This is a genomic window from Pseudofrankia coriaricola, assembly GCF_001854805.1.
Taxonomy (GTDB): domain Bacteria; phylum Actinomycetota; class Actinomycetes; order Frankiales; family Frankiaceae; genus Pseudofrankia.
Window position 1 is genome coordinate 12,918 of sequence record NZ_MBLO01000069.1, and the last position, 23,461, is coordinate 36,378.

Genomic DNA, 23,461 nt, shown 5'->3' on the forward strand with positions numbered 1-23,461 from the left:
TCCCGCCGGGGGAGCCTGCGGGGGGCTCGCCGCCGGCGCCGCCTGCTGTCGTGGCCTTCGCATCCTGTGGTCCGCTGTCCTTCCGCGTATCCGCGGCCGTCGCGTCGTCCGCGTGCCGCCTACTGGGTGCCGACCGGGAGTTCAGGCCCTTCGCCGAGCGCCGGGCCATAACCGCCTGAACCTCATTGTGGTCCCCGGCGCGCGGGAAGCGCGGGCCGGGGCGCCGGCAATCCGCATGGCGGCGCACGGCGCGCCAAACCGCCGGCCGTATAATCGGGTCGAACGGGCGTGACGTCCAGCCGGAGCACCCTCGTCTGAGCGGGCGACGGCGGCTCCCGGCGGGTGAGAATCGCTGGCGAATGACGGGTTGGTGACGTGGTGGAGCAGCTCGACGGGTGGCTGCGGCTGGCGAATCTGAAAGGGTTCCTGGTCGCGCTGTCAGAAATAGTCGACTATCGGTTCGGCGAGCTGGACTGGGGCGCCGTCGAGACCGGTCTGGAGGCTGGGCCGGATGACGACGAGTGGTTCACCTATCCGCTCGTCGGCCGCATTGCCCTGGAGATCGCCGTCTCCCGGACCCAAGAAGAGGGCGATATCGACGTCAGGCTGCTGTTCCCCGCCGACGAACCTTGTCTCGGGAAACAGATCGAGGTCGCCTGGATGATTTTCAACCGTTTCGAGATCTCACCGACCTTCGAAATGATCGACTGAGGTCGTCGTGTAACGCCGCGCGGGCGGCCGCCGGGGGCGCCGTGCCACGGTTCGGGCGTCCACCGCGGGAGTCACCCGAGAAGGGCCAGCGCGGCCTCCAGGTACGGATTCTCTGCGTCGGGCGCGGCCGTCCAGGACGCCAGCCGCGCCTCGTCGGGCGCCGACGCGCCGCTTGGGACCGGCGCCGGTGTCGCGGTCGGGGTCGGGCTCGGGGGCTCCGTCGATGATGGCGTGGCCGTGGGAGTGGGAGTCGGGGCCGCCGTCGGGCTCTGGGTGGACGTCGGGGTCGGAGTCGGGGTCGTCGTGGACGTGGGAGTCGGCGTCGGGCCTGGGGTCGCGGTCGGGCTGAGCGTCGAGGTCGGAGTCAGGGTCGGGATCAGCGTTGAGGTCGGGATCAGCGTCGGTGCTGGGACTGAGGTCAAGGTCGGCACCGGCTGCGGTGGGACCGAGGTATGCCCGGACGTCGGGGGCGGCTGTGTGTTCCCGGGATGCGGAGCCGTGGACGGCGTCACGGTCGGCGCCGGCGCGGGCGGGCTGGTCGGCGACGGGGTCCCGGGAGGCGTCGGCGGCACGGACTGTGAAGGGGACACCGACGGGGAAGGCGACGGCACGGGGGAAGGCGGGGGTGGGGGCGGGGCGCTCGGCTCCTCGAGCAACCAACGCTTGAGGAACAGGCTCAGCGTGCGGTCGGCGACCCGCTCCCCCGCGATCCAGCCGACCTCGGCTAGGCCGCCGACGTGGAAGAACCGCCCCGAGGCGTAGCCGTGGACGAGGCTGCGCCCGAGGCCGATCGGGAGGCCGGTGATGAGTGTGCTCGCGGCGCTCTCCCCGGGGCTGGCCCACTGCCACTCGTCGCCGAACAGGCCCCCCACCGTCCAGCTGCTCGCCGCCGAGAGAAGCGGGTTGAAGACGGCTCCGTACGCGCCGGTGTCATAGGTGAGGCCGCGCCACCGCGGCGCGTACTCGTTGCCAGCGAACTCCGTCTCCCAGTCGTCCCTGGGAATGTGCCGGTTGTAGGGGAAGCCGTTGTCGACGTTGCCGAAGCCCTGGCGCCACCGGCCGAGGCCGCCGATCTGGTGCAGCGTCGTCGCGCCGGTCCGGAACGCCCCGCCGACCAGTGAGTTCAGCACGGTCTTCTCGACCCACTTCCAGCTGAACGGGTCGTCCTTGTGCTCGCCGGCCATCCCGTTGAACACCAGCTGGCTGGCGAACCGGGCCGGGAAGTCCAGGAGGACGTCCTGCGTGTAGTCCAGGAGCGCCCGGCGCGCGACCAGCAGGCTCCGCGGGATGAACTCGCCGACCAGCCCGTCCCCGGCCCGGTACTGCCGCATGTTGAGGTACCGGTTGACCCGGTTCCAGCCCCTGATCTCGTTGAGCGCGCCCCGGTAGTCCATCTCGCGGCCGGCCAGGTCCCAGTGTCCCTGCGGGGTGGCGACGACGCGTCGCCGTCCCAGCGGGTCACGCTCCCAGACCCGGCCGGAGAGGGTGCGGATCCGTAGCAGATCGCCGTTCTCGTTCGTCTCCCGCCACTGCCCGTGGAAGGTCTCGGTCTCGCGGTACCGGCCGGGGAGGTTGACCCGCTCCCGGATGACCTGGCCCTGGTCGAGCTCCCGCCAGGTGCCAAAGCCCGTCTTCGCGGCGGTCGGCCGGCCCACCGGGGGCGGCGGGGGCGGCGGGGCCCCCGGCGTGCCGGGGTCGGGTGGCCTGGGCGCCGTGTACTCGAGGACCCTGCCCGCGTTCGACTCGCGCAGCACTCGCTGGCCATCGACGCTGAGGTCCTGCCAGACAGGGGCGCGCGCCGGGATGCGGCCCATCCCCGCGACCGGCTCGGTTCCCCAGACAGGTTTCCCATCGGCGCCGGTTCCGTGCCCCCATTGCCGCGTGGCCTCGGTGCGGCCCACCGGGGCGCCGTCGCCGTCGAACACCTGCGAGCGCCAGCCGGTGCCGTCGTGGAAGGTGCGCAGGGTGGTGCCCTGGTCGAGGGCCCGGCTGTCCCGCACGAGGACCCAGACGTTCTCGTCCTTGCCACCGTTCCTGACGGTCACCTCGAGGTAGTCCCGGAAGGACTCGTCGAAGTGGTCGGCGAATCGCCGGTCGAGGTAGCTGGTCGGGCGCGTGTTGCGCGCGCTGATCCGCGTCCCGGCGAACTCCTTCGCGTCGACGGCGAGATCCTGTCCGTTGACCCGGACCCTCAGCTGGATGCCGTCCTGGTCGATCTTCCAGGCCCATCTTCCCCGGCTCGGGTGGCCGTGACCGGTGACCGTCACCGTGATCGGGTTGCCGCCGGCGTCCTGGACTCGCCACGCGTCGGTCCGGCCGACCAGCTCGCCGTTCGTGTCCCGGGTGACCGAGACGGTGCCTGGGCTGTCGAGGTTGACCGCGGTGTGCGACGCGCCCTCGGCGAGACCCAGGTCGTACACCGGCCGGTGCCCGGGCAGGTAGGTGACGACGTCGCCCGCGTCGCCGACCGTCTGGCGGACGACGACCTCCACGCCGTTCTCCGTGACGGTGTCGACCCAGTGCGGCCCGCCGCTCGGGAAATGGCGCGCCCCGGCCGCCAGCACCGTGCCGCCGGGCGCCGTGCCGTCCAGCTCCTGCCAGAACAGGTCGCGCCGGCCGGCGTAGACACTTGGATCGGGGTGTGCCATCCAGCGCGTGCCGCCGGCCTGGCCGACCACCCCCGCGTCGGCGCGGCCGATCTCCAGGACGTTGCCGTTCTCCAGCCTCCAGGTCCCGCGCGCGAAGTGGCCGTCGTGGGTGAAGTCGGAGAAGGTGCCGTTCGTCCGGTCCCGCACCGTCCGCACCCCGCTGGCGACCTGGTTGCCCTGGGCGTCGCGCTCGATCCAGCGAAACGCCCGGAAGCGGCTGTCACCGATGTCCCAGCCGGGCGCTGGATCGCCGGGGGCGCCCCGGCGGAGCCGGATGTCGCTCGGCCTGGGGAAGTCGACGTCGCCGATATCGCGACGAACCCGCCACCAGCCCGGTTCGTCCGCCGGGCCGACCGCGCCCAGATCCTGCCTGGCCGTCCAGAGCTGTCGCGGCGGGCGCAGCTCGGCGTACCGCTGCAGGTCCAGCGCGTGGCCGCCGCTCATCGCCTCGCTGCCGCGGGTCAGCTCGCTCTGCGGGGAGAACTGCGCGAAGCGGTCCGTCGGCCGGCCGGCGGCGTCCAGCTCGTGGACCAGGTAGTCGAACGCGTCGCGCGGGCGGTGCGCGCCGACGAAGGGGAAATGGCCTTTCCCGAACACGGCGGGGTAGTACCGCTGCGCGACCTCGCCCGTCGTAGCCCGGTCGACCCAGCCACGGCCGTACCGGACCCGCTCACCTTCCGCGACGAGGCTGTGGTCGGCGCCGAAGCGGTGCCAGCCCCACCGGCCGGACACCTCCTGCTCGGCGCGCACCAGGCCGCCGTCGGGCAGGTTCAGGTACTCGCGCACCCGCGGCCCCGTCGGCCCGAGCAGGCCCGCCTGATGGTCCCACCACATGCCGTCCGGGATCTCGTCGTACGTGCGGTAGCCGCGCCTGGCCTCGAAGTGGTCGAGGCTGCGCCCGGTGTCACGCCACTCGATCCAGTGGTGCCGGCCCCTGGCCCTGCCGAAGACCTCCAGCAGGTTGCCGTTCGAGAGCCGTTCGCGGACGTAGGCGGCCGTCCTGTACCGCGAGAGCGGGTCGACCAGCCGCAGCTCGCCGGCCCGGCCGGTCACGACCTCGCCCCTGCCGCCGTAGTCGGGTGTCCGGGTCGCGCCGCTGGCGTCTCCCGGGATCGGTTCGCGCCGTTCCCAGGTCCGCCCGGCGTGGTCGATCTCGAACGTCGCCCCGGACCGGTCGCCGCCGCGGGCGAACGCCGACACGCGCTCGCGGCTCAGCGTCCCGTCCAGGTCGTACAGCCGGAAGTCGCCCCCGTGGCGGCCCGCGGTGGTCGTGACCCGGACATGGGTACCGTCCCAGGCCGCCTCGGCCCCGCGGACCTGGACGAACCTCGCGGGCCCGGTCCCGCCCTGGAGGCGCGCGAGCACCTCGACGTCGAGGTCACCCGTCGTCGCGTTGCGCGCCGCCCGGATGACCAGGCCGCTGTCCTGCCCGTGGGCCGGCCCCAGCCGGATGTTGTCCAGCCGCGCCGGCTGGCCGTCAGCGCGCAGGACGATCGTCATGTCGCCGTTGGTGAGCTCCCGGCCGCCGCCCGGAAGGGCCTGGGCCTGCCAGCCCGGCGGGGCGGTGTGGGCGGCGGCCCCGGGGCCGCCAGGCCCGTGACCGGAGGGCGGCGCGCCGCCGGCGGACGCCAGGTGCTGCTGCTGGGGCTGATGGTGCCAGCCGGCGCCGCCAGCCGGGGGCTGCGCGGGGGCGGTGGGGTGACTGCCGGCCGTGGGGTGACTGCCGCCCGCAGGCGTGGGGTGACTGCTGCCGGTCGGCGCGGGATGGCTGGCGCTGGTCGGCGTGGGGTGACTGGCGCTGGTCGGCGCGGCATGACTGGCATTGGTCGGCGCGGGTGGAGGGTGGGCCACCGTGCCGTCGGCGGCGTAGCGGTAGGAGGTGCCGTCGGCGCGGGTGATCGTGCCGCCGCGCTCGGCGGCGGCGTGGGCCAGGCCTTCCTCGACGGTGCCGTCCACGTGGCGGAGGGTCGCCGTGCCGGCGGCGTGGTCGACGGTGAGGTGGGCGTAGAGGTGGTGGCCGGGGTCCTGGAGGAACCTCCCGCTGCCGGTGAGCTGGCCGGCGCCGTCGAACTCCCGGAAGTCCGCGACGCGGGCGCCCGACCCGTCCAGCAGCACGACGTCCTCGAAACCGGTCACGTCGGCGAGGTCGTCCGTGGTCAGCGCCGTGACACGGACGCCGTCGCCCTCGATCTCCTCGAAGGCACCACGGTAGACGTCACGGGCACCCGGATCGATGATCCGCCCGAGCCGGCCCTCGGCCGCGGTGGTGACCGTCAGGTGACGCCCATCCGCCAGGAACCGCGCCTCCGTGCCCGCCCAGGTCACCGGCGAGGCCGCGAGCGCGTGCGGCGGCCTGGAGGGCCAGGCGTGGACCATCCGCCCTCGCCGGGTGACCTGGACCCAGTGGGTGAGCTCGCCAGTGTTGCCGCGGACGCCGACGGGTCCGCCCTCGATGAGAACCCGGGCCTTGTTGCCGACCCACAGGCCGGCGGCGTCCGCGTAGGCCGCGGCGTCAAGCGTGACCCTCTCGGCGTCGACGTGGCGCAGGAAGAGGCTCTTGAGCTCCGGGCCCGGAGAGTTGGCGAGGTGCGGCGCCATCTTCGCCGGGCTGACGGTGTAGACGCCGTTGGTCCAGTGCCCCTCCGGGCTCATGCGCGGAACGGGCAGGCTGTGGCTGAAGGTGGTGAGGGCGACCGGCGCGTGGGCGCCGTCGGCGGAGACGAGGTGGTAACCGCCGTGCGGGTCGGCGGCGAGCCGCAGGTCGCCGGTGACGCCGCCGTCGGCGTGGTGCCAGACCGCGGAACCGTCGGCCGCGACCTCGACATGCCCAAGCGGCGTCCCGTCCGCGGCGGCATGGGTGATATGGGCCTCGGTGAGCGTCCCGCCAGCGTCGAGAGAGAGATGCGTGCCGTCGGGCCGGTGCAGGTGGAACCCGCCGTCGCCGTGCGGGGTGTAGCGCAGGTCGCTGCTGACGGCCTTGCCGTTCGGCTCGAACCAGGTGGTCGTCCTGTCGGACCTGATCCGGGTACGGCCGAGGGCGTCCCCGTTCTCGAGGGTGTGACGCAGGTTCGCGTGCAGGATCTTGCCGTCGGCGTCGAGCTTCATCCGGTTCCGGCCCGCGGTGAGGGTCACCGATCCGTCGGCGTCGCGCGTGACGGCCCAGGGGCGAGGGTGGCCGGCGATCCGGGCGGTGCCGTCGGCGTGCAAGAACACGTCGAACGCCGGGTCACTGCCCACCGACGCCACCAGCCGGCGTGGCTGGGCCGAACCGCCACCCCCGGGCACGCCTTCGGAGGGATCCGGCGCCGAGGAGGGCACCGGGCGCGGTGGCTCGCCGGGCGGCTTCTCCCCACCACCCCCCGAGCCCGCCTGGGGCCGTTCGCCCGCGGGCGGCTCCGTGACTGCGGAGTGCTCGGCGCCACCGGGCGACCCGGCGGCGCCTTCAGCCGTTCCCGGGGGCGGGTCGGCGCGCGCGACGGCGCCGGCGGACGGCGCCTCCGCGGCGGTGCGGGCGGCCGGCGCCTCTGCGGCGGTATGGGCCGCCGGCACGTCCGCGGCGGTCACGGCCCGTGCCGCGTCGCCGCCCGTTGCTGGGCCTGGCGTCGTCAGCTCGGCGTGGGCCAGGCGCGTCTCGGCCGCGCGCCGGTCGACCATCGCCGTGATCATCGCGTCGGGGTCGCGCGCGCCGGCGACCACCGCGGCATCGAAGGCGGCGTGCGCCTGTGACACCTCCTCGGCGGCGCGCTGGTGCGCCGTCGCCGCGTCCACCAGCTCACCCGGCTCGCCAGCCGCGGCGTCCTGCCGTGCCCAGTGCCGTTGCTGGGGCTGCTGATGCCAACCGGCCCGGCCATCGGACGTCGACGCGCCCGCGCCCACCAGCGGCCGTTCCGACGTGCCGGCCCCGGCCGGCGGCCGGAACTCGGGCCGGACCGGTAGGCCGACCCCGTCGGTCGACGCCGTGGCGGCGGCGGGCCGCGCGCCGTGGCGCTGGGCGGCGACGCCGGCGGCCTCCGGGCGGCGCGCGGCCTCGTCCAGACCGGCCCCGCCGTGGCCGGCGCTGGCCGCGTCAACCAGGTGCCGGCTGCCGGCCGGCCCGGTCTCGGCGAGCAGTTCGGAGGTGTCCGGCGTGTGCGGAGCCGGCTCCGCGAGCCCCCGGTCCGCCGCCGACGACGTGCCATGCGCCCGGGCCGGCGTCTCGTCACCCGCGTGGAGACCCTCGCGAACTCGATCCGGCGTGGTGGCCGTTCGGCTGGCGCCGTCGGGCAGGCCCCCCAGGTCGTGGGCGGCCCCGGGGCCGATCCGTACCTCCGCGCCGTCGAACGCCATGTCCCGGCCCGTCGCGGCGGCGGGAACTGACGAGGCCGCGCGGGCCTCGGCCGGCAGCCTCGGCGCCGCGTCGAGCGGGGCCGTACGCGCCGCGCCGAGCGTGCCCGTGCGGGGCGCGTCGAGCGCGGCCCGCGCGCCGGGCGCCGACACGGCCGTGTCGGCGCCAGTGGCCCGGGTGACGGGCGCGGCGGTCTCGGCGCGGGAGAAGTCGATCGCGAAGGTGTCGCCGCCGGTGCGCAGGGCGGTGACGTGTTCCGCGTTGGTGATGAGCTTGTGCTCCAGCGGTCTGAAATCCGCGAGCGCCTCCCCGAGGCGCCTCGCGGCGTGCACCTGCCCGAGCAGGTCCACCGCGTGCGTGGGTGCCAGGTGCGCCGCCCCGAACACCGCCGCGCCGCCCGCGGGAAGCGACATACGCCCCGTGGCCGCGAGCGCGCCGGTGTCGGCGAACGCCCGCGCGCCGGCATGGCTCATCGGGCTCGCGAGCTGGCCCGCCGCGGCCGCGGCGCCGTGCGGGAGGATCAGGCCGGACGCACCCGTGGCGAGCGACGCGGACGCTCCGGCGGGTTCGAGCAGCGTCGCCGCGCTCGGGCCGAGGAGCGAGTTGTGGCCATATCCGAATCCGAGCCCCGATCCCGTCACGTGTCCGCCGGCCGCCGAGAGTGCGTGCTCCATCCCCGCGCCTGGGTACGGGCCGGCCGGGGAGTGGATGCTGAGCAGCGCGTCGCCGAGGTGCGCGCCGGTGTGGGTGGCGGCCCCGGCGGCGCCGGGGAGATAGTCGGCTAGGCCCAGGTACTTCGGGATCTGGAAGCCGCGGCCCAGGATGGCGAGGTCGTGAGCGCCCCAGACCCCGAGAGCCCCGATCTCGTTGGCTTCGAGCGGGGTGAAGATCCGTAGCCATTTCAGGTCGTGGAACTGGTTGGCGAAGCCCGCTTTCGTGCTCTGCCATGGGTGCAGTGCCTTGAGCTGGGCGAGCTGTTTGGCGGCGCCTGCCTTCAGGCCCTGCCAGGGGTGCATCGCCGTCAGCGCCTGCCAGGGGTGCAGCGCCCGCAGCGTCTTCGGCAGTTCGACGAGGGTCACGAAGCCGCGCAGGGCGAGCACGCGGGCGGCGTCGGCGGCCTTGCCGAGGATCGCGACGACGTCGTACGCCTTGACGACCAGGAACGGCAGCGTCAGCGCCCGGGAGAAGTCCCAGGCGCTGATGGCGACCTTGCCCGCGCCCTTCAGCAAGTCCAGCGCCCCGGAACCAAGGGCCTTCCACGTCTTCAGCGCCATGAGCGGCTTCGTCGTCGGCGCCACCGCCATCAACAGGCCGAACAACAAACCCCAGCCATTCGTGTCACCGTTGGCGTAGTCGACGACCGCCTTCGCCGCGAGCACCACGTTCAGCGCGAACGCGAGCAGCCCGAGCGGGCCACCGACGACGAGCGCGACCAACGTGATCACGATCGCGACCTCGTTGAACGCATCCCAGAACTGCTGACACCCCGTCTTCGGCGAAACAATCGCCCTCGCCGCCTCGCGGATCGCACTCGTCGCCGACGACGCGGCCTTACCCAGATCCGCCTGCGCGTTGATGGCGTCCGTACGCAACCCCGCAAGCGCCGGATCATCCGGCGCCAACCCCTCCGCCTGCGCATGCGCCGCATCCGCACGACCCTGCGCGTCACGCATCGCCCGGATATAACTACGCACAGCCGGCTCTGCCTGCTCAAACGCACTATGCACACCGGCGATGAAATTACGGATCGCACCGTTCACCGTATCCCGCAGATAATCCGCGGTCTTACCGACGAACGCCCCGTCGCCGGTACTGCGGACAACCGCGGTCAACTCGTCATGAACCCTCGACGCCTGCCAACGCATCTTCCACATGAAATCCGCGACACCCACCAACGCATCCGGATCACCCGGCGTCGGATCCCGCTCCAGGTGGAGCCGCGACCAGTCGGTCGGCCGACCACCCACCCGCGCCTCCCCACCGCGTCGGCGTCCGGTCCCCTCGCGTTCACCGCGAGGTCGCCAGAAGTTCCGCTATGGTCAACGCAGCCGAGCCGGCCGAGGTTCATTCGCCGGCCAGCGTGGGTTCACCCTGGCGGCCGGGTTTCACCGTGACCCGGTCAGACGAGCAGCGCGAGCGCGGCCTCCACGTGCGGGTCCTCGGAGTCGGCCGCTATGGGCCGGATCACCGGGTGCGGCCGGCCGGGGGGCGCCGGTGACGCGCCGCTCGGCGTCGGGGCTGGTCCTGTCTGCGACGGGCTCGACGTCGGCGTCGGGGTGGACGGGGACGTCGGCGTCGGCGTCGGCGGGGTGCTGGGCCCGGACGTGGCACTGGCGGTTGGGGTCGGTGAGGGCGTCGGGGGTGGAGCTGGGCTCGAGGTTGGTGTCGGCATCGGGCTCGACGTGGGAGTCGGGGTCGGGGTGGGTGCCGGAGTTGGGGCAGCGTGCCGGGCCGGGTCGAAGTACTGGTCGTAGAGGTACCGCCCGGCGAGGCGTTCGAAGGTGCGCTCCCCCAGAATGAAACCGATGTCGGCCAGGCCGCCGCGGTGGAAGAACCGGCCGGAGGAGTACGCGTGGGCGCCGGTGCGCACGGAGCCGATCGTGCCGCCCACCGCGAGCGAGCTCAGGGCGTAGGCCCCGCCCTCCCGCAGGGACTTACCGAAGTCGCCGTTCGACGTCACCAATGCGACGCCGGTGTTGGCCAGGAACGAGATGGCCGGGCTCGCGAGCAGCGTCGACGTCGTGTAGTCGTAGGTGATGGTCCGCCAGCGCGGCGGGTTCTCGTTGCCCGCCCACTCGTTCGACCAGTTCTTGTCCTGGTTGTACGGGTTGCGGGTGTAGTGCTTGCCGCCGTCGACGTTGGCCAGGCCGTCGCGGTATCCCTTGAGCGGGCCGGGCTCGTGCAGTGCCGTCACGCCGCCCTTGAGCACGCTGTTGATGCCCGCGCCCAGAACGCCGCCGCGCAGGAACTCCTCCAGGGTCATGTCCCGGTGCTCGGTGGCCTGGAAGTAGATCTCCTGGGAGAGGGTGCGGGCCGTGAGGTCGATGGTGAACTCCTGCGCCCAGTCGAGCGCCAGCTTCGTCCAGACCCGCTGGGAGACGGGGATGAACTCGCCGGCGAGCCCGTCCGTCGCGACGAACTGGCGGCGGTTGGCCTCTCGCAGGTAACGGTTCACGCCGCGGAACTCGTTGGTCGCGCCGCGGAAGTCGATCTCGCGACCGACGATCTCCGTCCGCTCGCCGCCGGTGATGCGGTGCCGGCCGAGGGCGTCGCGTTCGTAGATCCGCCCGCTCAGCGTGCGATGGCGCAGCAACTTCCCGTCGGCGTCGGTCTCCCGCCACTGGTGGTGGAAGTTCTCGGTCTCCCGGAAGATCCCCGGCCGGTTCGCGACCTCGAGCCGCTGGCGGAACACCCCGCCAAGGTCGAACTCCCGCCACTGGCCCCAGCCGGACGGCATGTCGGGCGGGCGGGGCGTGAGGTACTCGCGGACGCGGCCCCCGGCCGACTCCCGCAGCACCTGGCCGTTCGCGTCGACGTCGCGCCAGTCGGCCGCGGCGCGGCCCGCCGGCGCCTCGGCGGACCAGCGGCCGGACGGGTCCGAGGAGCCCCACGGCCGGAACTCACGGGTGGCGGCGGAGGCGGCGTCCTCGACCCCGTCGGCGTCGTAGCGCGCCGAGTGCCAGACGCCGGCGTCGTCGCGGTGGGCCCGCAGCGTCGTGCCCTTGTCGAGCGAGCGCAGGTCGCGGACCAGCTGGAGCTGGCCGTCCGCGCCGGCGACGAAGTCGCGGTACGAGTCGTCCCAGGCGCCGGTCCAGCGCTCGGCCCGGCCGCTCACCCGTAGCCCCGCCGTCCCGTCGGCGTGTTCCCAGGCCCAGTCGGGCCTCAGCGGGTCGCCGTGCCCGGCGACGACGGCCCGGCCGCCGCTGCCTGGCCAGGTGTCGGAGCGGGCCACGACCTGGCCCATCGTGTTGTGGGTGACCGAGACCGCGTCGGGGTCGCGCGGGAGGGGCCGCCCGTCCACGAGAAGCGACGGATCGTGGGCCGGCCGGCCGCCGGGGGCGTAGGTGACGACGTCGCCGTTGTCGGCCGCGGTGTGGCGGACGACGACCGTGCGGTCGCCGCCCGGCGCGTGCTCGGTCATCGTGTCGACCCAGTGGTGGCCCCTCTCGGCGAAGTGCCGCTCGCCGGTCGCCACGACGTTCCTGTTCCCGTCGAGCTGGCGCCAGCTCAGCGCGCGGCCGCCCTCGCCGGGGACGCCGCCGGAGACGGACTCCCAGGTGCCGTCGGCGCGGCGGCCGATCTCCACCGTGTGGCCGTTGTCCAGCTTGAGGGTGCCGCGCACGAGGTAGCCGTCGACGGTGTAGTCCGAGAACGACCCGTCCGGCCGAACGGTGCGCGCGCCGGAGGCGGCGCGCTCGTCGACGACCAAGGGGTCGCCGCCCGGCAGCCGCTCCGTCCAGCGGTACACCTGGAAACGGCTGTCCCCGCGCAGGAAGCCGGCGTTCGGGAAGTCGACCGCGCCGTAGTGGCCGAACCAGGCGAGCCGGGACACGAACCTGCTGCCCCGGCCATCGAGACCCTCCGGCGTCTTCCACAGCTGGTGGGGCGGGCGCTGCTCGGTGAAGCGGGTGAGTTGAAGCCCGTTGCCGTTCGCCAGCCGTTCGAGGGACGCGGTCTCCTTGCTCTGTGGGGAGAACTGGGTGAACTCGTCGCGCAGGTGGCCGGCGTCGTCCAGGTGGTACTCGACGTAGTGGAAGGCGTCGCGCGTCCGGTGCATGAAGTAGCGGTACCGCTGCGCGACCTGGTCGGTCCCGTCCGTGTGGTCGACCCAGTCGCCCATTCGCCCGTGCCAGTGCCGGACGCGCCGTCCCATGAGCACCTCGTTGCCGGTGCTGTCATAGCGGTGCCAGCGCCAGCCCTCGCCTGGGTGCCGGTCGGCGCGCACGATCCCGCCGTCGGACATGTGCAGGTACTCACGCTCCTTGCGGCCGAACACGTTGATGTCCCACCACATGCCGTCGATCTCGTCGAACCGGCGCAGGCCCCGGCCGGCCAGGTCGCCGAGCAGGCCCTTACCGAGCCGGTCCCACTGAAGCCAGTGCAGCCGCCCGCTGACGTCGCCGATGTGGCCGCCGCGCTCGGCGAACAGCTCGAGGTAACGGTTGCCGAGCCCCCTGTCGGCGGGCAGCGTCGCACGGATGTAGAACGTCGTCCCGTCCGCTCCGGCGAGGACGAGCTCCCCGGCCCGGCCGCGCGCGACCACGCCCTCGGCGCCGTAGGCGACCTTGCCGCTCGGCCCGGACAGCCGAACGCCGTGCTCGTCGACCCGCCTCCAGGTCCCGGCGGCGTGGTCGATCTCGAACCGGGTGCCGTCCGGGCGGCCGCGGCGATCGAGCCAGCTCACCCGCTCGGACAGCGGTTGGCCGCCGCGGTCGTAGACCCGGACGTCGCCGTGGTGAGGACCGCCGGTCGTGTCGGTCACGCGGTACCTGTCGCCGGCCCGCGTGACGTCGACGCCGTCGATCGGCCGGCCGTTGCCGTCGTGGTAGCGGGGCGTCGGTGGGCCGCTCGGGTTCGGGTGTTCCCGGATGTGCCCGTCGCCGAACTCGCGCTGGGCGCCACGGGGTGCGTGGCTGGCGCCGGCCGCGGCCGAGCCCGTCGAGCCGTGCGCGCTGGCCGACGCCGTGGCGTGCCCCGGCACGGACGCCGAGCCGTGCGCCCCACCCGGTACCGAGGGATGCGCCCCACCCGGTGCCGAGCCGTGCGCCCCGCCTGGCGCCGAGGGGTGCGTCGAGGTCGGCGGGTGCCCCGCGCCTGACGCCGGAGCATGCGTGGACGTCGAGCCATGACTCCCGGACGAGGTTTGGCTATGCGCCTGTACGGGCCCCGAACCGTGCCCGCCGGCCGACGCGGGGGCATGCGCCTGCCCTGGCGTCGAGCCATGGGTCGCTGGCTCCGGCGCGAGGTGCCGGAGGGGTTCGGGGCGCGCGGCCGGGTCGAGGTGCGGGGCCCTCGGGTGGCCCAGTGCCGCCGCGCGCCGGCGCAGCAGCGCGTCCCGCAGGTCGAACAGGCCGTCGCGCAGATCGAACAGGGCGCCGAGCTGCACCGCGCCGGCGTCGCCGCGCATCGCCTCCAGTCGCGGGAAGAACTCGTGGGCCCAGTCGCGGGCCGCCTGCATCCGCTCGACGCGCGTCGAGGCCGGGATGAACTCGCCCATGAGCCCGTCCGTCGCGAGCAGCTGCCCGCGGCCCGGGCCGCCCGGGGACGGACCCCGGCCCGGGAGCCCACCGGATGGGCCGGACGGGCCGGGCTCGCGGCCGACGATCCGCGACCGCCCGAACGGGTCACGGTCCCAGATCCGCCCGCTCATCGACCGGTAGCGCAGCAGTCTCCCGTCGGGATCGGTCTCCCGCCACTGGCCGTGCCCGCGCTCCGTCTCCCGGAAGATGCCCGGCTCGGTCTCCCTGCGTTCACGCAGCACCGTTCCCAGGTCATGCTCGCGCCACTCGCCCCACCCGGACGGCGCGTCCACTGGCCGGGGCAGACCGCGTTCGACGAGACGCTCCGCTCCCGGGTTAAGCAGGTCGTCCAGCTTCTCCCGCTCGTGCCAGCTGTACTCCAGGATCCGGCCGTCGGCGGACTCGCGGACGACCAGCAGGCCGTCCTCCGTCGGCACGACGTCGCGCCAGTCGGCCGCCGCCCGGCCCGGGGGCGCGTCGGCCGCCCAGCGGTCGCCCGGCGCGAGACCGTCGTCGGCCCGCCTCCACTGGCGGGTGGCCACCCGCCCGGGCTCCGCGACGCCGTCGGCGCCGAACCGCGCCGAGCGCCAGGCGCCGTCCGCGTCGCGGTAGGCCCGCAGTGTGGACCCGTCCTCCAGTGAGCGCAGGTCGCGAACCAGGCGGAGCTCGCCGTCGGCGCCGGCGACGTAGTCGCGGTAGGACTCGTCCCAGGCGCCCGTCCACCGCTCGCCGCGTCCGCTGACCCGCGGACCGGTCGCGCCGTCGGCCTCCCACATCCAGTCGCCCTGGCGAGGCTCGCCGTGCCCCCTGACCATCGACAGCCTGTCGTCCACCGCCCAGTGGTCGGTGCGGGCGATGACCTGGCCCATCGGGTCGCGGGTGACGGAGACCGCGTGGGGATCCTGGGGATGCGGCCCGGTGTGGGTCCCGGTGGAAGGCGGCTCATACCGGGGCCGGTCCCCGTGGGCGTAGGTGACGACGTCGCCGCTGTCGCCCGAGGTGTGGCGGACGACCACCGTGCGCTCGCCGCCCGGCCCGGGTTCGGTCGCCGTGTCGACCCAGTGGCGGCCGTCGTCGGCGAAGTGCCGCTGGCCCGTCGCCAGCTCCGTCTCGCCGTCGAGCTCACGCCAGCGCAGCGGCGCGCGCCCACCGTCGCCGGTCCGGCCGTCGAGGACCGACGCCCACCGGCCGTCGGCGTCGCGGCCGATCTCCAGGAGGTGGCCGTCGTCCAGCCGGTGCGTCCCGCGCACGAGATAGCCGCCGGCGAAGTCGGAGAACGACCCGTCGGGCCCGACGACCCGCACGCCGCTGGCGAGGGCCTCGCCGCCGGCGGGTCGCTCCGTCCAGCGGAACACCTGGAGGCTGCCGTCGCCGCGCAGCCAGGCCGCGCTCGGGAAGTCCACCGCCTCGTGCCGGATCCCGCCGGTGGCCCGTGCGACGAGCCGGTCGGCCTGCCGCTCCAGTTGCTCCGGGGTCGTGCCCGCAGGGCCGGGCGGCCGCCACTCGGCGACGTGCCGGATCCCGAGCTCGCGGCCCCCGGCCACCTCCTCGAGACGCTCGGTCATCGAGCCTCGAGCCGAGTACTGGGTGTAGGCGTCGCCGACACGGTGATCGCGGGCCATGCTGTAGACCGAGTGGTCGATGGTCAGGTCGTGTTCGAGATAGTGGAACGCGTTCCTGGGCGAGTTCGCCCAGCCGAAGTACCGCTGAGCGAATGCCCCCGAATCGGCGTGCCGGTCGGCCCAGCCGCCCCAGCTCCAGTAACGCCGCCCGTCCATGACCTCGATGCCGTCCTGGTAGCGGGTCCAGAACCAGTGCCTGCGCGTGTACCAGTGGTCGCGCGGGCCGCTGTCCGCGCGGACGATGCCGCCGTCGTGCGTCTCGACGTAGGAGCGGACCTTCCGGCCGAGGCCGCCGACGTCCGACCACATGCCGTCGATGTTGCTGTCCACGCGCATGCCGCGATCGACCAGGCGGCCACCCAGCTCGCCGTAGTACAGCTCGCCGGGGCGCGCCAACCCGCCGGGGCGCACGAAGTCCTCGGGGCGCATCGACTCGCGGATCTGCCGCAGGTCGCCGCTGCGCAGCAGCTCGTCGAGTCGCCGCTCCGCGCCGGGGAGCCGCTCCTGGGGGATGCGCTGCAGATCGCCCGCTCGTTCCCACTCGAGCCAGTGCAGCCGCCCGCTGACGTCACCGAGACGGCCACCGCGCTCGCCGAACAGCTCCAGCCAGCGGCTGTGCGCCACCTCCCCCTCCCAGCGATCGGGAAGCGCGGCGCGGACGTAGAAGAGTGTCCTGTCGGCGTCTCCGTCCCCCCGCAGGATGAGCTCGCCCTGGCGGCCGCGGTCCACGAAGCCCTGGGAGCCGTACGCCGCTCGACCGCCCTCGCCGACGAGCTGGTCGCCGCGCGAGTCGAGGCGGGTCCAGCGCCCGGCCTGGTGGTCGATGTCAAACCAGGTGCCGTCGGGCCTGCCCCGGCGGCTCAGCCAGCTCACCCGTTCGCGGGCGAGTCCGCCGTCGAGGCCGTGGACCCGGTAGTCGCCGTCATGCGGGCCGCCGGAGATGTCGGTGACGCGGTACCCGTCGTGGTCGCGCACGATGGCGAAGTCGTCCGGCGGCAGGCCGAGGTCGGCGTGGCCGCGCGGGATCGGCTCGCCGGCGCCCGGATCCGGGGCCCGCCCGTCGCGCGACGCCGGGACATGACCCTCTGACGAGACATGGCCCTCGGACGGGACATGACCCTCCGCCGGGACATGACCCCCGGACGGGCCGTGGCCCTCCGCCGGGACGTGGCCCCCGGCCGGACCGCCGTCGCCCGGCTGTGACGTCCCGTCCGCGGACGCCTGGTGCTGTTGCAGAGGCTGCTGACGCGGGCCGAGGTCCTCGCCCCCGGGGTGCGCGGGGCCGGCGGAGTGGGCACCCGCGGCCGGATGGGCGGCGTCGGCGGGCATGGGTGGCGGGTGCGCGACGGTGCCGTCGGCCGCGTACCGGTACTCGGCGCCGTCGGCGCGGGTGATCGTGCCGCCGCGTTCGGCCGCGGCGTGGGCCAGGCCCTCCTCGACGGCGCCGTTCGCGTAGCGGATGGTCGCCGTGCCGGCGACGTGGTCGACGGTCAGGTGGGCGTACAGGTGGTGGCCGGTGTCCTGCAGGAACGTGCCGCTGTGGGTGAGGTTGCCGGCCGGGTCGAACTCGCGGAAGTCGGCGATCCGCGCGCCCGGCGCGTCCAGGAGGACGACGTCCTCGAAGCCGGTGACGTCGGCGAGGTCGTCGGCGGTGAGCGCGGTGACGCGGGTACCGCCGCGGTCCAGCTCCTCGAACGTGCCCCGGTAGACCTCCCGGGCCTCGGGGTCGATGATCCTGGCGAGCCGGCCCTGGTCGGTGGCCGTGACGGTGAGGTGGCGCCCGTCCGCGAGGAAACGCGCCTCGACGCCGGCCCAGGTCACGGGCGAGGCCGCGAGGGCGAGCGGCGGCCGGGAGGGCCAGGAGTGCAGCGTCTGCCCGTGCCGGGTGACCTGGATCCAGCTGGTGAGCTCGCCGGTCTGGCCGCGGACGCCGACGGGTCCGTTGTCGATGAAGACCCGGGCCTTGTTGCCCACCCACAGCCCGGCGGCGTCCGCGTAGGCCGCGGCGTCGAGCGTGATCTTCTCGGCCTCGATGTGGTACAGGAAGGTGCTCTTCAGCTCCGCGCCCGCGGACCCGGCCATGTGCGGCGCCATCTTCGCCGCGCTGATGGTGTAGCGGCCGTTGGTCCAGTGCCCCTTCGGGCTGATGTACGGGCGGGGCAGGTCGTGGCTGAAGGCGGGAAGGGGCACGGGCGCCTGGACGCCGTCGGCGAACACGAGGTGGAAGCGGCCGCGCGGGCCCGTGGCGAGGCGCAGGTCGCCGGTGACGTGGCCGTCGACGTGGTGCCAGGCGGCGGTGCCGTCGGGGGCGACCGTGACGTGGCCGAGCGGCGTCCCGTCCGGGGCGGCGTGCGTCAGGTGCGCTCCGGTGAGCGTGCCGTCCGCGGCCAGGTCAAGGCGGGTTCCGTCGGGCCGGGTCAGGTGGAACCCGCCGTCGGGGTGGGCGGTATAGTGCAGGTCGCTCGTGATCGGCCGGCCGTCGGGGTGGAACCAGGCGGTCGAGCCGTCGGCCCTGATCCGGGTACCGCCGATGGCGTCCCCGTTCGCCAGGGTGTGGCGCAGGTCCGCGCGGACGAGCGCGCCGTCGGCGCCGAGGATCATTCGGTTCGGGCCCTCGGTGAGGGTCAGCGTGCCGTTGGCGTTGTGCGTGACGGCCCAGGGCCGGGGATGGCCGGCGACCCGGGCCGTGCCGTCGGCGTGCAGCGTGACCTCGAACGTGGCGGAGCGGTCGGCGCTGACCGAGACCGCGAGCCGGCGCGGCTGGGCGGCCCCGCCACCGCCCGGCACCCCGTCGGAGGGGTCCGGGGACGCGGGGTGGACCGAGCGCGGCGGGCCGCCGGGCGGCTTCGCGCCGCCGCCACCCGCGCTTGCCGCGGGCTGATCGCCTTTGGGCGCCCCCGGGGCGGCCTGATGCTCGGCACCGCCGTGCGTCCCGGCCTGGCCGTCGCCGGCCGGCGTGCGCGGCTCGTCGCCGGCCGACGCGTGCGGCTCGGCGTGCGCGGCGGCGCGGGCCGGCGGCGGGTCGGCGTGCGCGGCGGCATGGGCCCGCGGCGGGTCGGTGGCTGTCAGGGCGCGTGCCACGTCGTCGCCCGTACCCGCGCCGGCGCCCGCGCCGCGGCCCAGCGCCGTCAGGTCCGACTCGGCCTGGGCTAGGCGCGCCTCGGCGGCGCGCCTGCCGACCAGCGCGTCGAGGAGCGCGTCCGGGTCGTGCGCGCCGGTGACCAGCGCCGTGTCGAAGGCGGTGTGTGCCTGGGTGACCTGCGCGGCGGCCCGCCGGTGCGCCGCGGCGGCGTCCGCCGCCTCGCCATGACCGCCGTCCCCCGCCGCGGGCGCCGCCCGGTGCTGCTGCTGGGGCCGCGGATGCCAGCCGTCAGCCGCGGTCGTGTTCGCGGCTGTCATGGACTGCTCTGGCAGGTCGGCTCCGCTCGACGCCCGGAACTCCGGGCGGACCGGGACGCCGACGAGGTCTGAGGCGCCGGTGGTGGCGGCCGTCTCGGCGCCGCGGGGCTGAGCGGCGGCGCCGGCGGTCTCCGGGCGGCGCGCCGCGGCGTCGAGACCGGCCTCACCTCGGCCCGCGCTGGCCGAGTCCACCCGGTGCGAGGCCCCGGCCGACCCGGCTGTCCCGGCCTCGTCGAGCGAGCCACCCGGCGCGCGCGCCGCCGGCTCGGCGAGCCCACGCTCGGTGAGCCCATGGTCGGCGAGCGCATGCTCGGCGGTCGGCGTACCCGGTGACGGGGCGGACGCCGTCCCGGCCGCGGCTGGATCGCCGTGAGCCCGGTCGAGCTCGCCGGCGGGGGCGGTTCCCCCGTGCGCGCCGGGCAGGCCCTGGACGTCGCGGGTGCCGGCCGGGCCGATCCGCACCTCGGCGCCGTCCATGGTGATCTCCCGGCTCACCGCCGAGCCTCGCGGCCCGGGCGCGGTGGCCGCCGGCGGCCGCGACGCCGCCGTGTCGACCGGGGAGGACCAAGGGGGCTCGGCGTGGGCGGTCGAGCCAGGTGCCGACAGCCGCGAGTCCGTGGCGGCGGTGTGCGCGGCCGACGTCGCCGGTTCGGCGTCGGTGAAGGTGAACGCGATGCGGTCACCCCCGCCTCGGGTCACGGCGACGGGCACGTCGCCCGTCAGGATCGCCCGCTGCTCGATCGGCCGGAAGCCCGCCAGGCTGTCGCCCAGGTGCCCCGCCACCCGGGTGGAGCCGAGCAGGTCGACCATCCCGGTCGCCCGGGCCATGTGCGCCGGCGCGAACGCCGACAGCGCGCCCGCGTGGGCGGGCAGCACTCCGGCGGCGGCGAGCCCGCCGGCGCCGGCGACCATCGGGACCCCGGCCTGGTCCACCAGGCCCATGAACCCGCCCGCCATGCCGGCGTGCGGCAGGATCAGGCCAGAGGCGCTGGTCGAGTACGCGGCGGACGCGCCAGCTGGTTCGAGCAGTCCCGACAGGCCCGGCTCGAAGTTGAGCCCGTGGCCGGACGCGCCGAACAGGCCGCCCGAGCCGAGCGGGCTGGTGGAACCGAGCAGACCGGTGGAACCGAACGGGCTGGTGGAACCGAACGGGCTGGTGGAACCGAACGCGTGGCTGCCGGGCAGGAACAGCCCATGATCCATCCCGCCGGCTCCCGACAGACCGACCGGACCGTGCCCGCCGAACAGCGGATGCCCACCGAACGGCAGGAGGCCAGTGGACGGCGAGTAGACACCGGACGGCGGGTGGCCGCCGAGGCCACCGGCGACGTGGGCCCCGCCCGCGATGCCGTCGACGACGTAGTGGGCCGGGTTCAGGTACTCCGGTATGCGCAGCCCGCGTCCCAGGACCGACAACTTGAACGCGCCCCGCAGGCCGTAGACCCCGATCTCGTTGGCCTCCAGCGGCGTGAAGATCCGCAGCCACTTCCCATGGAGGAACTGGTTGCCGAAACCCGCCTTCAGGCTCTGCCACGGGTGCATCGCCGTCAGTGCCTGCCAGGGGTGGAGGGCCATCAGCGTCTTCGGCAGCTGGACCAGGGTGATGAAGCCGCGCAGAGCGAGCACCCGGGAGGCGTCGGCCGCCTTGCCGAGTACGGCGACGACGTCCCACGCCCTGCCCATCACGATCGACAGCGTCATCACCCGGGAGAAGTCCCAGGCGGTGATGGCCACCTTGCCCGCGCCCTTCAGCAGCCCCAGCGCTCCCTCGCCGAGCGCCTTCCACGTCTTCAACGCCATGAGCGGCTTGGTCGTCGGCGCCACCGCCATGAGCAGGCCGAACAGCAGGCCCCAGCCGTCCGTCTTGCCGGTGGAGTAGTCGACGACGGCCTTGACGGCGAGCACCGCGTTGAGCGCGAACGCCAACAACCCGAGCGGGCCACCGACGACGATCGCGACCAGCGTGACCACGATCGCGACCTCGCTGAACGCGTCCCAGAACTGCTCGCACCCCGTCTTCGGCGAGACAATCGCCCTCGCGGCCTGCCGGATCGTCTCCGTCGCCGCCGACGCTGCCCTGCCCAGATCCGCCTGCGCGTTGGTAGCGTCCGTGCGCAGCCCCGCGAGCGCCGGATCATCCGGCGCCAGCCCCTCGGCCTGCGCATGCGCCGCGTCCGCACGACCCTGCGCGTCACGCATCGCCCGGATATAGCCACGAACAGCCGGCTCCGCCTGCTCGAACGCGCTGTGCACACCGCCGATGAAGTTACGGATCGCACCGTTCACCGTGTCCCGCAGATAGTCCGCGGTCTTCCCGACAAACGCCCCATCACCCGTGCTCGCGACGACACTTGTCAACTGGTCGTGAACGGTCGTGGCCTGCCAGCGCATCTTCCACATGAAGTCCGCGACACCCACCAGCGCATCCGGATCACCCGGCGTCGGATCCCCATCCAGGTGCAGCCGCGACCAGTCAACCGGCCGACCACCCACCCGCGCCTCCCCACCGCCTCGGACCGATGCCGCCCGCGACCAGGGCGGCCGGGATCCCGCCCTGGTCCTCGGGTTGGATCCGGTCCGCGACGCCGCTCCCGCGCCGCGAACCTCCACCCTCAATGGTCAACATGTCCGGTTCGACTGAGATTCATCGAATTTTTGATGAACCTCGGCCGATGAACCTCGGCGGTATCGCCCGCGTTGTATTGAATGGCAGCTGGCGCGGGCCGGGCACCGCGCGAGGAGGGACGGGCCACATGCGGCTGCGGGATATGCCGGCCTCCGACCGGCGGCGGCTGCCGCGGGCCTCGCGGGCGGGTGGCGCGTCATGAGCCGGCCGGCAGACGGCGGGGGCGGCAGCGGCCCGCCCGACCTGGTCATCGACTACTCGCTGCTGCACCGGCTCGCCGGCAACATGAAGACGCTGCGCACGAACGTCGAGTCCGACCTGCGCATGTCGGGTGGCATGACGGTCGCCAGCGAGGCCGGGCCGGTGAGCACCGGGCACGTCGGCGACTCGTACCTGTACGGCGCCCTCCTCGCCTTCTACCGGGCCACGCAGGGGCCGTTCAGCGACGCGCTCGACGCGCTGGACCAGCTGTCCAACCTGTTCGGCGGCATCGCCGACGCGTACTTCAACGTCGACGCGGACCTGAAGTCGAGCGGGCTGGACACCCTGGCGCAGATGGCCGGTGGCGACTGGCAGTCGCAGAAGGCGGCCTACGACGACTACCTGAAGCGCAAGGCCGACGGGACCTGGCCGGACGACCAGCCACCGCCGCCGAAGCCGGCGGACAACCCGTCCGGGACGCCCGCGCCGGGCACCCAGGTGACCTACGACGACCAGGGCCGGGTCCTGACGCAGACGACGACCGTCACCACCTCGGACGGCCAGAGCTACACCAAGACGGTCACCTATGACTACGGCGACGGCAAAACGTCCCCCGAGTACAGCGCCACGGTCACCTACGCCGGCGGCGAGACCATGACCCTCAACAAGCACAACAACGCGGACGGCTCCTACACGGTCACCAGCGTCACGGACGGAAAGACATCGACGTCGACGGTCATGCCTGTCGGAACCGACGGCTCCTACAGCCAGCGTGACGTCAACCCGGACGGCGCCGTCACCAGCACCGTCGTCGGCAACGACGGGTTCGGCAGCTTCATGAAGGTGGTCACCAACCCGGACGGCAGCATGGACATCTACACCGGCGACCCGAACACGAACTCCTGGAGCCAGCCGGCGCACGTGGATCCCCCGACCCCCGCGCCCGCGGACAGCGACCCGAACCTGCAGTGGACCGGGCCGTAGACCGCTCGCATTCCTCGAACCGTTCCGCACATCGAAACCTCGAAGGAGGCCCAGTGGCCGACATCAGTGTCAACTACGAAGCCGCTCAGCTGGTGGCGGGCAGCCTCAACGGCGCCGTCGAGAACATCGTGCCGCAGCTGGTCGCCCTGCAGGGCGCGGTGAACGCCCTGCTGACCAGCGACGGCGGGCTGTGGATGCAGAAGTCCAGCCCGGTGCTCGCGCAGAACTACCAGACGTTCAACACCTCCGCGACGAACGCGGTGACGAGCATCAACAGCTTCGCGGCGCAGTTCAACGGCATCGTCGCGAGCCTGCAGACGATGGACACCCAGCTGTCCGGCGCCAAGTAGCCGACGACCGACCGACCGGACCGCGGACAGCGAGGAGGCCGAACCATGGCGGACGTCAAGATCGACTACGCGCAGGTGAACGGGGTCGCGAACCAGCTGCAGACCCAGGGCGGCGACATCCAGGTCCAGCTTGGCGCGCTGCAGCGGCAGGTCGCCTCCCTGCTCACGCCCGAGGGCGGGCTGTGGATGGCGCTGTCCAGCCCGGTGCTGAACGCCAACTACGAGAACTTCAACACGTCGCTGACGCAGGTCATCGCCAGCATCGGCCAGTTCGCCACGACCTTCCAGACGATCGCGCAGAACTTCCAGCAGATGGACCAGAGCATCGCCACCCCGGGCGCCGCGGACAGCTGAGCG

6 protein-coding genes are annotated in these 23,461 nt (G+C 74.0%); 4 read left to right on the plus strand and 2 right to left on the minus strand.

Annotated features, from left to right (window positions below):
- Window positions 1-378: 378 nt before the first annotated feature.
- The gene (locus BCD48_RS12335; protein WP_131803939.1) at window positions 379-711 is read left to right on the plus strand and encodes a hypothetical protein; all 333 of its coding nucleotides are present in this window, start codon (window positions 379-381) and stop codon (window positions 709-711) included.
- A gap of 71 nt (window positions 712-782) precedes the next feature.
- Here the strand turns inward: BCD48_RS12335 and BCD48_RS12340 are convergent, their stop codons facing one another.
- On the minus strand, window positions 783-9,650 hold the full coding sequence (locus BCD48_RS12340) for a hypothetical protein (RefSeq protein WP_131803941.1): 8,868 nt from the start codon (window positions 9,648-9,650) through the stop codon (window positions 783-785).
- 152 nt (window positions 9,651-9,802) lie between these two features.
- Window positions 9,803-21,436 carry a hypothetical protein gene (locus BCD48_RS12345; protein ID WP_071048501.1) on the minus strand — a complete coding sequence of 3,878 codons (11,634 nt, stop codon included), beginning with the start codon at window positions 21,434-21,436 and terminating at the stop codon, window positions 9,803-9,805.
- A gap of 331 nt (window positions 21,437-21,767) precedes the next feature.
- Between BCD48_RS12345 and BCD48_RS12350 the strand changes: the two genes are divergently transcribed.
- From BCD48_RS12350 to BCD48_RS12360, 3 genes are read left to right on the plus strand one after another with little or no spacing between them, the layout of a single operon-like run.
- Window positions 21,768-22,754 (plus strand): hypothetical protein, encoded by a 987-nt coding sequence (locus BCD48_RS12350; RefSeq protein WP_071048502.1) that lies wholly within the window; start codon window positions 21,768-21,770, stop codon window positions 22,752-22,754.
- 53 nt (window positions 22,755-22,807) lie between these two features.
- Window positions 22,808-23,104 carry a hypothetical protein gene (locus tag BCD48_RS12355; protein ID WP_071048503.1) on the plus strand — a complete coding sequence of 99 codons (297 nt, stop codon included), beginning with the start codon at window positions 22,808-22,810 and terminating at the stop codon, window positions 23,102-23,104.
- A 45-nt stretch (window positions 23,105-23,149) separates the two neighbouring features.
- Entirely contained in the window at window positions 23,150-23,458 is a 309-nt protein-coding gene (locus BCD48_RS12360; protein WP_071048504.1) for a WXG100 family type VII secretion target, read from the plus strand.
- Window positions 23,459-23,461 lie beyond the last annotated feature (3 nt).

What these genes read in the sequence shown, in the direction of transcription:
- BCD48_RS12360 (WP_071048504.1), top strand. Translation starts at nt 23,150, where the DNA reads ATGGCGGACGTCAAGATCGACTACGCGCAGGTGAACGGGGTCGCGAAC.
- BCD48_RS12350 (WP_071048502.1), top strand. Translation starts at nt 21,768, where the DNA reads ATGAGCCGGCCGGCAGACGGCGGGGGCGGCAGCGGCCCGCCCGACCTG.